13 protein-coding genes are annotated in these 13,821 nt (G+C 27.6%); 3 read left to right on the top strand and 10 right to left on the bottom strand.

All coding sequences use genetic code 11. The features are described 5' to 3' along the window. Positions 1 to 92: 92 nt before the first annotated feature. The 5 genes from EJ01_RS14895 to EJ01_RS14880 all read right to left on the bottom strand — a co-directional run bounded on the left by EJ01_RS14895 (position 93) and on the right by EJ01_RS14880 (position 5,213). A complete protein-coding gene (locus EJ01_RS14895; RefSeq protein WP_048082512.1) occupies positions 93 to 2,351 on the bottom strand; it encodes an AAA family ATPase in 2,259 nt (752 codons plus the stop codon). Further along, the gene (locus tag EJ01_RS17410) at positions 2,335 to 2,508 is read right to left on the bottom strand and encodes a hypothetical protein (protein WP_157197649.1); all 174 of its coding nucleotides are present in this window, start codon (positions 2,506 to 2,508) and stop codon (positions 2,335 to 2,337) included. Before EJ01_RS17410 ends, EJ01_RS14895 begins: the two co-directional genes overlap by 17 nt. A gap of 686 nt (positions 2,509 to 3,194) precedes the next feature. Beyond that, on the bottom strand, positions 3,195 to 4,259 hold the full coding sequence (locus EJ01_RS14890) for a hypothetical protein (RefSeq protein WP_048082511.1): 1,065 nt from the start codon (positions 4,257 to 4,259) through the stop codon (positions 3,195 to 3,197). 11 nt (positions 4,260 to 4,270) lie between these two features. Next, positions 4,271 to 4,720, bottom strand: a complete 450-nt coding sequence (locus EJ01_RS14885; protein ID WP_048082510.1) for a DUF4268 domain-containing protein — start codon at positions 4,718 to 4,720, stop codon at positions 4,271 to 4,273. A gap of 250 nt (positions 4,721 to 4,970) precedes the next feature. Next, positions 4,971 to 5,213, bottom strand: a complete 243-nt coding sequence (locus EJ01_RS14880) for a hypothetical protein (protein ID WP_048082509.1) — start codon at positions 5,211 to 5,213, stop codon at positions 4,971 to 4,973. Positions 5,214 to 5,625: 412 nt separating this feature from the next. Here EJ01_RS14880 and EJ01_RS14875 point away from each other — a divergent pair, with 412 nt between their 5' ends. Continuing rightward, positions 5,626 to 6,081 (top strand): hypothetical protein, encoded by a 456-nt coding sequence (locus tag EJ01_RS14875; protein ID WP_048082508.1) that lies wholly within the window; start codon positions 5,626 to 5,628, stop codon positions 6,079 to 6,081. 943 nt (positions 6,082 to 7,024) lie between these two features. Here EJ01_RS14875 and EJ01_RS14870 read toward each other — a convergent pair. Then, the gene (locus EJ01_RS14870) at positions 7,025 to 7,987 is read right to left on the bottom strand and encodes a hypothetical protein (RefSeq protein ID WP_048082507.1); all 963 of its coding nucleotides are present in this window, start codon (positions 7,985 to 7,987) and stop codon (positions 7,025 to 7,027) included. Between the two features lie 289 nt (positions 7,988 to 8,276). Between EJ01_RS14870 and dgt the strand changes: the two genes are divergently transcribed. Continuing rightward, positions 8,277 to 10,301, top strand: coding sequence for a dGTP triphosphohydrolase (gene dgt / locus EJ01_RS14865; RefSeq protein WP_048082506.1), 2,025 nt, complete (start codon positions 8,277 to 8,279; stop codon positions 10,299 to 10,301). Here the strand turns inward: dgt and EJ01_RS17405 are convergent. The 4 genes from EJ01_RS17405 to EJ01_RS14855 form a co-directional block, all read right to left on the bottom strand. Then, entirely contained in the window at positions 10,293 to 10,466 is a 174-nt protein-coding gene (locus EJ01_RS17405) for a hypothetical protein (protein WP_157197648.1), read from the bottom strand. The two genes, dgt and EJ01_RS17405, sit on opposite strands and share 9 nt — an antisense overlap. A 222-nt stretch (positions 10,467 to 10,688) precedes the next feature. Next, positions 10,689 to 10,865, bottom strand: a complete 177-nt coding sequence (locus EJ01_RS17400) for a hypothetical protein (protein ID WP_157197647.1) — start codon at positions 10,863 to 10,865, stop codon at positions 10,689 to 10,691. A gap of 137 nt (positions 10,866 to 11,002) precedes the next feature. After that, complete coding sequence (locus tag EJ01_RS14860; protein ID WP_048082505.1) at positions 11,003 to 11,710, bottom strand: hypothetical protein; 708 nt, start codon at positions 11,708 to 11,710, stop codon at positions 11,003 to 11,005. A gap of 76 nt (positions 11,711 to 11,786) precedes the next feature. Beyond that, the gene (locus tag EJ01_RS14855; protein ID WP_048082504.1) at positions 11,787 to 12,941 is read right to left on the bottom strand and encodes a tyrosine-type recombinase/integrase; all 1,155 of its coding nucleotides are present in this window, start codon (positions 12,939 to 12,941) and stop codon (positions 11,787 to 11,789) included. A gap of 64 nt (positions 12,942 to 13,005) precedes the next feature. Here EJ01_RS14855 and EJ01_RS14850 point away from each other — a divergent pair, with 64 nt between their 5' ends. Beyond that, the gene (locus EJ01_RS14850) at positions 13,006 to 13,530 is read left to right on the top strand and encodes a hypothetical protein (protein WP_157197645.1); all 525 of its coding nucleotides are present in this window, start codon (positions 13,006 to 13,008) and stop codon (positions 13,528 to 13,530) included. Positions 13,531 to 13,821: the final 291 nt, after the last annotated feature.

Here is a 13,821-nt window from a genome sequence, read left to right as displayed (position 1 = left end):
TAACAGAATCTTGACACTTTTTAGGACATTTTAGAATTCCTGCCCTTTTATGATATAAAAGGAATCTTCCACAAGAAGGACATGACATTAGATCATGTATTTTTTTTTACAGATTTAACAAATCTTCTAACTTCTGTTGGCGATACATTACCTGCAAGTAAATTACTATGGGAAAGAATATTGCCCATTATGCTATTATTATCTAATTCTCTAAAAGCTTCCTTTATTTGGCATTTAATTTCAGCATCTGCCACTATATCTTTTAATTGATGCCTAACGGGCCCCACTAGATCACCAGCAGTATACCTTGCTTTCATTAATACCTCCGCATCGATAGACTTACATATTTCTTCTAAGATCCACTCAAGATATTGTCTTCCTTCATTTCCAGCACAAGCTAAATCCCCTGAATCAATTTTATTGTAGATCCTATCTAATTTAATTTGATAAGGTTTTAAATCAGGCCCATCATCAACAGTCCAATTAGTAATAGTATAATTTTTAAAATTAACTCCAAAAACTTGTTGTGATTTAATTAACTGCTGGTACCATAGATTTTCATGAGTTGTTATTATAAATTGTTTCTTTTTAAATTTTGTAAACAATAATTTACATATCATCTGTCGATGCGCTGAATCCACGGTGGTTACAATATCATCAAGAATAACTAAAGAACAGTCCTGATTAAATTTTTTTACTAAAGCAAGAAATATGCATAAACCTAAAGAATCAAGATGTCCTTCACTTGTTAAAGCTCTTGGATCTTCATCTTCACGATCAAAAGAAGTAATTTTAAGTTCAGCACTCGCCCTACCACTAATCTTAAGCGCTATATTATTATGAGGTTCATTAGGATGAAGTAACGAGTAAAAATCTTGAATATCTAACTGTATGGAATCAAAAATTGATTGTATTTTACTTTTTTTTACATCTAAAAATGAGTTATATACATTATTAGCTATCTTTAATTGGGATTCTAAATCTTTTAAATCATGATTTAAATCCATTATGTCTTTAATCTTACTTGTTGCCACAGCAAGAGTTTCTACTAATTCTAAAAACTTCTTTTCTTCATCTGTAATATCACTTTTAGAAATTATTTCTTTACTTTTTTTGTTTATACTTTCAAAAATTTTTTCAATACCATTTAATTCTTCATTTAAACCTTTTAATGGTATCTGATCTTTTAAATCTAATGTTAACTTCAATTTTTTCTTGAAATCCACTAAGAAGTGAATTTTTTCCTGTAATTTTACTTTATTGTCTTTAAATTCATCAAATGATTCTATTTGTTTAAGAATATGATTACATTTCCCAATCCAACTTTCTATTTCTACAGTAATTGGACGCAATTCTTCTTTCAATTTTGAGAAGTCTTCAGAAGTTTTTTCTAATAATTGTAATCTTTTTTGAATTTTAGAAGATAAAATCTCTTTATTATAATTTTGTTCACACAGTGGACATTTATTTTCTAATTTTTCTATTTCTAAAGCTTCTTTTCCACTTTCAAGTAACTTCTTTATTGACATATTTTCCTTCATATTCTGAGTCAAAAGAACTACAACTTTATTATTAAGAGCCTCTACTCCTTCATATAAATCAATGTTAATATTCTCTGTTTCTTGTTGAATTTCCTTAAGAATTAAAATATTTTTCAAATTTTCAGAATTTTCTTTAACAATTGAAAACATTTTTGAGCTATGTTCTGGAGCATCTTCAAAAGAATTAAGTTGAGGCAATTTATTTTTTTCAAACAATTCATTCAAAACAGGTAAAACTTCATTTTCATCACTAATTTTTTTCCCAACAGTTTGTGATATACTACTCAAAATTTGTTCAATTCTTTTTTCTTTAACATCTATATCTCGTTTTAAACTATTGACAGAGTTTTTTATCTCATTTTCAATTTTGTCTAAAGATTCTACTCCAATAAAACCACTTATTACTTTAAATCGTTCTGCGGGAGTACTATTAATAAATGAGAGAAGTTGGCCTCTACGTAAAATGAATATACCTTTTTGAGCTAAATCAAAATATTTTTTAAATTGTGATGGCACAGGACTAAAAGAGTTGTAAGTACGAGTAAGAGTTATATTTCCATTAAATGTCAAATCAACTCTTACATCGTTGAGATTGCATTTAGTATGATAACCATGACGCTGAAAGTTAATACCCCTCCCTTTTAAAGTAGAAATATTTCTTTTAAAAAAAAATTCTATAGCATCAACTATTGAACTTTTTCCAGTACCATTTTCACCATATATCAAAAGAGAATTGGAATTTAGTTCAATTTCTGCGTCTTTTATACCTCTAAGTGCTTTAATATGTATTTTTTTAATCTTCAAAACCATTTAAGTCACTATTTTTAATTATTTTTAATAACTCTTCAGATGAAATCTTATCATTTTGAATTAAGTCTATTAATCCATTTATAATATCATTAGGCACTTTTTCTTTTTCTTTTAAGTCTTTAAAAAATTCTTCAAGTATATCCTCAAGCACACTCATTTTAACGACCTTAAAATAATAAATTAGCTTAGTAAACAAAACATAAAGTATAATGATCTAATTATTACTTTTATTATTTGTGTTTATTGGAAAATAGAAAATTATAAGTTAAATCAATATATTATTATTAATTTTATAATATAAAATAACTAATTAGATAATATAATAAAATTTAAAAATAATTTAAGCATAAATTTTTCTTAGTTCCTTGTGATCATTTACCAAATGTCCTATAACTAGAATACCTATAACCAAATGCTCATTGATAAGTAAAATCTCTGTAATAATTTTAATACATTCACGTGTTGTTTCAATGATTTTAAAAATGGGCATTCTGGGGCGAAGCCCCTTATCGGAGGTGGGAGGGGGTGTGAGGGATGGTTTTAGATATGCGAACTTCGTCATATGCCTGTATATTACGATAATCAGGCTCCTCGAAGGGATGTTGTCTTTGTAATATACGCGTATGACGCCCGATACGGGTTTAAAGTTCGCAGTTTACTAAAAAAATAACTAATGCCTGTTTTTCACAAAATTTTTTATTTTGTGGTATATGTTATACCTATTACTTGATTTCCAGCCCTATTAGTTGAACTCTATTTGATAGGTCACTTAAAAAAGAATTCATTAGTTTGGCCATATCATAATTTCTGTTAATGTATCATTGAATTTGAATGAATTTCAAATTAATCCTTAAATAATTCTTTCTTGCAATATATTGCATAAGCCAAATCATCGTCTTTTATTCCATTATTATTATAATTATAAACCTCATATATTGTTTTTGCTCCATTTAAAACCGCTTTTCCTAGTAACAAAGGATTAATATGATGATAATCTAAAGAAGCAGGTATTGCATTCACAGAATCAAGTATTGCTCCCACAATATTTAAGCACATTCCCTTATTTATTTTCCATCCTTTTTTTTTCATAGATTCAGAAATTTCATTGATTCTATCTTGAGTCTCTACTACAAAATCTTCCTTTAGTTCATTTCTATAAGATAAATCTCTCTCTTTTAAAAGATCATGAATTTCACTTTCTATATATTTTCTGAATTCTATTAAATCATCTGAGTGACGATTCTTGAATTTCTTTAGTATTTCAATATCTATAGGGTCATTTGGAGTAGGTAAAATATTATCCAAGATAGTGGTTCGCATTTCATCTTTTTCAATTTTTATTTGACCATTTTGATAATATGAAGGAGTATATGGTTTCAGCTCCTTTGGATCATTAGTAACAGGACTTGCTTGAATTTCCGGTAATTCTCCACCAAAAGCTGCTAAATAAGCAATATACGATTTTGCAGTATATTCTTCAACTTCAATCCATGGAAAATTCTTCTCTTTTACAAGTCCTAGTTTATCTAAATCTCTCAAAATATTTTGTTCTTCATTATAATATGCTAATTTATCCATATGAACGCTTAAAGTAGGTAACATACTTCTTATTTTTGTATCATTAGGAACAGGATATTCCTCCCTTTTAACATGATCTAAAAATAAATTATAGAAATTGTAAAGTTTCTTTTCACTCAAATAATCTGGATTTAAATAATCATCAGGATTAAAAGTCTTGACTAATTCCTCTCTAATCAATTTAACCGTATAATCACTTAATACAAAAGTATTCGATTTATAATTAGATGGAATTATTGAATAAACGTCATCCCAATATAACAAAACCTGATTGAGCCACTGATCTTCTAGTAATTCCATATAAGGGAAATATATCACATTTCTTGCCATATTAATACACCTTAAATCTTAATATATTTATTTAGTTCTTCATCTAAAATTGGTTTAAGGGTATCATAAAATTTAATCATAGTTTTAACTCCCCAATCTAAAGTAACATCGTCCATATTATCAGTTTCTTTCTTTAAGAACATATGAGTCGAGTTACTATGGCCACCAAATTGTAATTTTTCCTCAAAAATATTTTCAAATTCCTCTTTTCTAGATTCAAAACAATCTAATAGTCTTCGATTTTCATAATAATTATCTTTAAGTTCAAAATGTAGCGCAACTAAAAACCCATCTAAAGGCTTTCCCGCTAAAAACCATTCAAAATGAATTCCATTAATTCCTGTAAGGATTTGTAAATAATGTTTATCACGTGTTTTACTTATTTTTGCCTCTGGCATTTCAACATTAAATTTTTCAATTAACATCTCCCAGAATTCAGGGTATCCTTGCTGCCTTTCCATTTTATCACTACCATACATTTAAAGAAGACATAATTAGAGTTTTAAATATAGATCTGTATAAAAAACCCACTATTCTCATTTAATTTAATTTAGAATTATCACATATAAAATGATTAGTTTTTAATTTTTCATTTCATGTATTTCCAAAAGAAATATGGCATATCTAATAGAATTCGCCTAAAAAACAAATATTAAATCTTTAAAAAAAGGATACAACACTGTAACCTTTAAAAAAGAAAAAAATAAGAATTCACCTTCTGAATTTCAAAGTAAAAGGAAATCTAATTTCACCAGTCTGTTTATAATGGTTAACCGCTAAAGACTTGCAGTTTTTACAAAAAAACGCATTCTTTTGCTTGGTATCTTTATTGGTGCCAATTGGACACTTACAGCAAATTCTAGCGAACCTTCTTTTAAATTTCATAGAACGAATTCGTCTTAGAATTCTATAAATTATTTCATTTTTCTGGGTTTCTTCCTGGATTCTATTCATGATTTAACCTCCAAATTTTCTTTGACTTTGTTTTACTACTGGTCAAAAAAATTTGGGGATTCATGTTTCATCAAAGAATTAACTATAGCCTCTTTAGACAGAACCCTTTAACATGATTTCATGAAAAAAGAAGCCGTAAAAAAGAATTCATTTGTGGTCTCTTTTAATAGAATTAAACTATAACCGGTTTTTGGAATTTAAGCGGAAATAATTAATTTTCTTCAAAATATCCGCAATAATCACAATATCAGCAATTATCTATTTCATTATACATCATTAACATTCCGCAAGATGGGCAAATTCTATCCATGAAATTTCCCTCTGTTAAATAAATCCTAATTGACTTATAATTAATATTATATAATCTAAATATAAATCAATACTTGTATCATTATTTAATGGGGGATGAAAAATGATCAAAAACCGATATACAGATGAAATTAGGGAAATATGTACTGAAGCTATTAATAACTTTATAAAAATAACAGACACAGTTTTAGATGTTGTTTCAAGAGCAGTGATAAGTGGAAATTCAGTTCAAATTAATCGCTATTCTTTATTTATGGAACATCAACATATTGTAAATCAAACCGAAGAAAAGCTCAATATTTTAAATAAAAAAGTAATTAGGGAACAAAAAGTAAGTAGAAATCCGGAACTATACACTAGTGTACTTTCATCCGTAAATATGGCTTATTTTAGCCTTAAACTGGCATTTGATACTTTAGATACAATATATAATAAATCTCATGATAATAAGGCAAGACTTTTTGATAATTTTAATCAGAATTTAAACAGTTCAATAAGATCAATTAAAAGTGGAATTGATTATTTTAAAAGCCTTGATGCAATATCAAGAAGATTATAATCTTATTAATGTTATTTTTCCATCTTTTACTTGAAAATCCAATATTATCTGACACAACTTCTCTTTTCTTGTATAATCAACTTATTATTCTTTATTTTATGAAAATTCATATTCGTTGCATATTTCTAAATGAATCATGGTTCGTTTAATAGAACGTTTAAATAGGATTTCGTAAAAAAAAATTTAATTTGTGGTCTCATAATAGATTCATTTGATTGGTACCTTTTAATGGATTCACTTAGGTACCTCCAATAGAACCACCGTGCTTTTCTTGAGGGTTGCATTACTCCTCATGAGCTCCTTTAAGAATTTAATCCCAACTTTTCCTAAACTATTTAACCCCTGCTAAGGGCTACTATTCTAGGGCTAGATTCTGGATCCAGTTGAAGGATTCTATAAAATAGGGCTCGTCTTTGCTACTTTAAATCTAATTCTAGTTAGTTTATTTGCTAATTAGATGTTTTATCGTGCTTTAATATGTTAGAGCAAAAATTAGATTACAGATACTGTATCTTTTAAAGAGCTTAAAGAATTAGAAAATTGAAGAGATAATTTGTTAAAGGAACTTAGACATAGTTTGGTAATTTTTAATGAATTTACATGTTTTTTCAGCAATTTTATTTCTAGAAAGATCATTTAATCTTAGATTGTTTGTATTTCATTGTTTTTGATTTTTCCTGACTTCTAAAATTACTTTTCAAGTGTTAGATTATATAAATAGTTTTCAAACCTAATTTTTTAGTATTGGCTAGTGAGAGTAACTCATTTAAAAAATAATCATCACTTACTAAATTTTACATATCTATACAAATTTATTTTGGATCACTAGTTTATTTTACACTAACTCAAGAAATACTTTTTCCATAATTATACAGAATATTTATCCTTAAAAATAAATTTGAATGATAATTAATCAGCATTAGGCCAATTAAATATGATTATATCATTTAGACTTCTTTTTGGCAAGTTTACTCAGTTTATAAGGCATATAAAATGGATCTTCTTGTAATTTTTGTTTTTCAAACGATAGCATTCGAAGATTATCTAGAGTTCTAAAAAGTTCAGAACCTCCAAGCGTTAATATTACAGGCAATAAGTCATGTGGAACAAAAAATGCTAAAGACATAACTCCAAATGAACGATACATTCCTTGTCTTTGAAGCTTCATATTGTGGTCAATATCTTTAAAACTACTATTTAATCTACGAATTTCCTCATTAAGTTTATAAGAAGTTTGGAAAAGTTTGTCCACAGAACTTACTCGATCAAATTCACTCATATAATCCATCATTTTATTTTGAAAACGATGAAAGATATCACTATATTCTTTCCTCATAATTAAAATCTCACTTAGAGGAACATTTTCAACATTGGGCAATAAAATTTGTAATTTCACCAAATTTTCTTCAGTGAATTCCAATTCCTTTGAAAATTTCACATCTAAAACATTTTTAGAGAGATCATATTTACGGCTGTACCTATTAATCCCATCATATTCTTCAATTACAGTAGGTATTGGAACAAGAATCCCTTCAGAAATAATATTTTTAAAATTTTTAATTTGATTTTGAATCCTCAAACTTTTATGATATATTTCATCATAAGTTTCAGGATCATCTGCATCTACTGTGAATTTCATTTCATTAAGTTTCAATGCTGAAACACTAGTTAACCAACTAATATTTTTTTCAACTGTTGCAGGATTATTCAAATTCTGAAAACTATTAGAAACCATTATTCCAGAATGACGTCCAATATACTTATTTGCATCTTCAGCATAGTTTCTAAAATTTCTTAATACGTTCGACACTTGTATAAGTTCATGTTCTTTTCTCAAATGATGGGGTCCTGAAAATTCTTCAATATCTCTAAAAGCCTCCATTATGTCAGGATAGTCGCTATTCAACTTATTCACCGCCTATTTTATCACAAAAGTTATTATATATTCATAGTTAATAATAGACTGATTTGCTCCTTTAAATCTTGTCTCAATTCCATTATTATGATACTAACTCATCTTTATGCCTCTACTGATTTAATCTAGTATATAACCAAATATAATGAATTATTACTTAAGTTTTTTCATAATTTAGATCTGTTAATTAATTTAGAAATTTAAGGTGCACCATATAAGTATATATTTAATAAATATCAATTTTTATTCATTTATTAAGGGTATAAATGGTTATGATAAAATGTCATCTTTAGATTACACTAAGGAAGAAATTAAAAATTTAAAAAAAGAAATAAATAGGGAATATGCACAAAAATCTTCTTTTAAAGATAGGAGAATTCATTTTAAAGAAGATAATCCTAATTTTGTAGATAGAAATCATTTTTCAAGGGATAGAGACAGAATAATTTTTGCTAAAGCATTCCGAAGATTAGAACACAAAGCACAAGTCTATTCTCATGTAAAGGGAGATCATTATAGAACTAGACTTACCCATACAATTGAAGTTATGCAAATAGCAAGGAGTATAGCAAAAAATTTAGGGTTAAATGAAGATTTAACAGAGGCAATTGCTTTAGGACATGATATTGGTCATACTCCATTTGGACATCAAGGAGAAGATGTTTTAGATGGAATTATGAGAGGTAAAGATAATTTAGGTGGAAATTTAAAATATTGTATAAATTATTGTGGATTTAAACATAATTTTAATGGCTTAAGGACTGTAGATATTCTAGAAAAAAAATATGGGGAAGAAAAAGGGTTAAATTTGACTTGGCAGGTACTTGATGGTATTTTAAAACATACAGATGTTAAAAAACCCGATAAAAAATTTGATATTAAAAGGTTTATACAATGTAAGGAACATATTCCAGACTTTATAAAATATCCAGATCCAGTGACATTAGAAGGTCAAATAGTAGCTATAGCTGACGAAATTGCTCAAAGACAACATGATTTAGACGATGGATTAAGAGATAAAGACCTTAAACTAGATGAAGACCAAATTATAGGATATATTAATAAAAATATTTCTAAAATAAGAACTAAAACTGAAAAAAATGTATATAATATCTCTGATTTAGAGCCAAAATATTATTCTAAATTTGCTTCATTTGCAAAAGATGCAAATTCAAAAGATATTCTTGAATATTATAAAAAGCATGACAAAAAGATTATTTCTAAATTAATACTCAAAAAAGGTAGTATAAACCGTAAACTATGGGATAAACTGATTATAAAATACTTCATTAGAAAATATGTTGTTCCGGATAATAAAGAAATTAAATTACTTAAAGAATTAGAAAATAAAATTAATCAGAATAAAAAGTGTTTAAATGATGAGTATAAATGGAATTCTTTAATTAGAGATATATTAGATTATTTTATTAAAGATGTAACTCTTAATTCATTAGAAAAATTAAATAAGCTATTGAACAGTCCTAAAAATGAAAATCATTTTAAATTACAATTAGTAAATAAAGATTATATATCATGTAAAAAATCTAATGTAAAAATACAAACAGGAAATAATGTATACTGGCATAATAGAAAATATTTTGATTCTAAAATAATTGATTTTAGTGATTCTGGATCTAAATTAAATGATGAAATTGAATATTATATTAAAAATAGGATTTTAAATTCTTATAATGTCAATGTATTTGATGGTAAGGCTATTTATATTGTTAGACAGTTGTTTAAAGCATTTTACACCAATCCCCGACAAATGCCAAAGGAGACATTAGATAAGTTATCTATGAGAATTCATGAAAATACTAAACGGTGTGATTGTGAAATAAGATTAAAAACAAAAATAAAAGAGAACCAGAAGAATATGTCCATTGATGAAATAGAATTTAGAAATAGCCATCCAAATGAAATAAATGAATTAATAAAGTTTCTAAAATTAGAAATGGAAATGGAAGAGTTAGAAAATATTTTTAGGATAACTTACCCCAATGAAAATAATTTAAACTTAAATTACGAGTTTTTAGATCAAATAAATGGCAATGCTGAACATATACATAAAGAATGTGAAAAATGTGACAAAAACTATAATAAAAGGATTATTCAAAAGATATTTGAAAAAATAAACGATTATGAAGAAGATATTTCAAAAGATAAGGAAATAAAAAAACAAATGATCTTTATTAAGTGCATATTAGAACATCATTATGCATATTTATCTGTTATATGTGATCATATTGCTGGAATGACCGATAACTATGCCAATAATGAATATAAAAAGCTTTACTTAGTTTAACATTTTAACTTTTTTATTACAAAAATGATCATTCAATATTTTATCGATATACTCCTCATCATAAGAGTCCTCCATAATATATTGTAAAATATTGATGAATGCTTTTTTCCAGGTTTTATATTCTTTTGAATTGTTAAATTCATTTAAAATATCTTCAGCTGTCATATTATCCCAAACATATATGTTGAATAGCCTTCTAGAACCCTTTCAGTGATCTATTAGTTATGAAGGGTAAAAGAGGACTGATTATGTTGAAAAGGAGATGAATAAACTTATTGATTTTACCCTTCACCATTATATTTAAATTTTATTTTAGTAATAGCTATGGGACTAAAAAAGAATTAAAATCAACCATATTCTAAAATAAGTTAATTAAAAGTTACTTAATTATTCTTCACTTTCATGCCTGTGTATTAGCTCAAAACTGATTTTAAACGTGTCATGTCGTTTAGCTTTTATCTTTTTAAGCCATTTTGAAGGCATATTTACTCGTGGCGAATTTTTACCTTCCCATTGAACTATGACGTAATTCAGCACGTCTTCATTTTCCATTTTTTTATTCATAAATGTTTATCTTTAATTAATAGTATAAACCTTTAATTCAAAATATTCTTAAATGTATTATCATAAAAATAGATTAAGTTCATAGATGTTATTGATTAAATTTAAATATTTGAAAAAAGAAAATATTAAATGGATTTTTATGGTCTTAGCGCTTCCAGAAAATCCGATTCAATTTCTTTTTCTAAAATTTCATCTAAATAAATATTTTTTGTTGTAAATCTTTGTATTCCACCTGGCAAGACTTTATACCATTTCTTATCACTAAATTTTCTGACCACACACTGATTTCCAATAAGTATATTAGACTTATTAATAACTGCCCTATTATCCTTAGTTTTGAAAAAAGGCAATGATAATTGCTCTATATGGTCATAATGTACTTCAGTTAAGTCTCCACAAAGTTTACAAAAAGCATAAGTAAATAAATCTTCACTTAATGAAGATTTAACTTTTATAAACTTTGTTTGTTCAGTATTTTCATTTGCTGCATTAATTTTAGTTTCATTGTTTTCATTAGAGTGTTCCTGTTTACTTTCTTGAATCTCGGGAATTATTTTTTCTGCAAGATCAACAGTTTCCTCAATTGATGCTGGATCGATGTGAGTGTGCATGTGTTTTAGATTCAACTCGTCTATTTCATCATCATTAAAATCTATGAATTGTTGAGTTTCAATATCCCATCCTTCACGTTCCATAAATTCATATACTGCTCGTTCAAGTAAAGATCCAGATGTAACATATTCATCTTTCTTCTTTGCTTTAACAAACTTGCTCCAGTCTATCTTTGGTTTATCTGTCTTGATTCTCACTGCAAACATGGGTTGTTTTTTGACCTTTGATTTCACTATCTTGTTCACCTCCTGTTACATTCATTGTTTAACATTAGGCTACACAAAAGGGTCATACTTATGGGCCCATAAATTATTCATTACTTTTCATGTCTCTAATCAAATCTTCAACTAATTTTCTTGTCAGTTCATTTTGCTCTCTTAACTTTTCAAGTTCTTCATCCCTTGCTTTAGCGTCTTTTTCATACTTTTCTTTTAATTCTTTGTATTCTTTGCTTTCAATAGTCAATGTCTCAACATCATTTAAGCATAAATAACCTAAATGCTGGATATAACTTTTTTGAAGCTCCTCAGAATTCGCAAGGTAATATTTTTGTTTTAAAGGATCCTTAGGTTTCCAACCCATAAAATGACGTAAATGCTCATCAACCATACCTGAATCAGTTAATTGAGTCTCAAAGAACTTACGGAACATGTGAGTAGTTAATTTACCAAATAACCATTTTTTATTTTCCCATCCCAAACGCTTATTTAAACGTTTAATAGCTGAATTATATCCATTTGCAGTAAAGGCTTTTTTTATCCCTTTTTCGGCTGAAAATAAAGCCCATTCTGGATGATATTCTCCTCTTTCATGTTGAAGATATTTCTGTATTAATTCGACAGCTTCAAATCCTATAAAAGTGATATGTTCCTGATTGGTTTTTGTTCTTCTCATGCTTATTTTACAAATTTTACAGCCATTCCCTATATCAATTAATCCATTTTCAAATTGTTTTATGGTTAATTTAAGTACATCAATTTGAGCCATGCCAGAAGTAGCTTGTGTTAGAATTAGTGCCTTTAATTTGAATGATTTCGCAGCATTTGTAGCATCTATTATATTTTGTTTAGTTAAACCTTTACGTTCATTTTTAACAATTAATTTGTCTTTTTCTCGCCTGACTAAGTTAGTTGGAGTATTTATCTTAAACATGTGAAAAAAGCTGCTTACTATCGCTCTACGCCCCTGACAGGTTTGTTTTGAATAATTCCGTTCATAACAGTAGTCTTTATATGCTATAAACCATTGGTCTATTTGTAATTCCCATGGCGGGATACGGTTTTCCTGTTCTTGATAAGTGATATTTAGCAGTGTTGTCGGATTTTTATTTGTTACAACACAAAAGTCAGCTAAGGCTGTTAAATAAGGTTTTTTAGTGCTTTCTTTTAGTCCCTTTAACCATTTTTGCACTACTTCTTCTCTTTTGATCTGATCTATTGTGTTTTTTAAATCCGCTCTTTGCATATATTTCTATTAATTTTTCTTATATATATCCTGTTCGTTTTTGAGTTTGATATTGATAATATTCTTGTCACTTGTTGTGATTGCAGGTGTTGGGATAGGAAGTACTGCTGCTCAAAACATAACAATAGGCAGCGGCGCATCAGTACTGGATCCTTCTCAAAACCAAACTCAAGACCAAGCACAAGCGGAAACCCAAACTCAAAGTTCAGCCAATAACAATACCCTGAATAATTCTAACAATAATACAGCTATCAGCACTGCTAATGCAATAAATAACATAAGCATTATAAACACAAACACTTTCAATCCATTTATATACCTGACTTCTGAAAACAGGATAGGTGATATAAGCGTCTGTTCATCTAACATAAACGCGCAACTAAAAGCAGAAGGGCTAAGATACGTGCCATTTGATGGTGCCTATGGAACAGGTAATGTACCTGAACTCATGGCTTCAACACCAAATAAAAGTAGTAGCACAAATCCAAGTGGCGTAGGCATGCAAGAATCAGGACTTAATGTCACTTCCCTATTAATGGGAATAGTTGGGGTACTTGGTGGATTACTCGCAAGCAGATATAGTTCATAATCGGGACTTCCCGATTATGAATTATTTACTTTTTATGAAATAACTTCCAATAAGATTTTAGAACCTTATTTTCAAGATTTAATTTTTAAATAGATTTTAAATTTCTAGTCAAATCAAATAAGATTATTTTTAAAATCTGTTTTAATGTAAATTATGTAATATAAGTATGACTTATAGAAAAGTTTTTATTACTATTTTAACATACTAATAATGCTGATTGTATTAATCAGGTCGGTTAAATTAAGTCAATAATTTGTACTAATTTAATTGGCTTGCATTAATCAAAATGCA

It is taken from the genome of Methanobacterium veterum (genome assembly GCF_000745485.1).
Lineage (GTDB): Archaea > Methanobacteriota > Methanobacteria > Methanobacteriales > Methanobacteriaceae > Methanobacterium_D > Methanobacterium_D veterum.
Note: the sequence above shows the minus strand (reverse complement) of the source record. Positions and strands in the feature narration are given on the sequence as shown.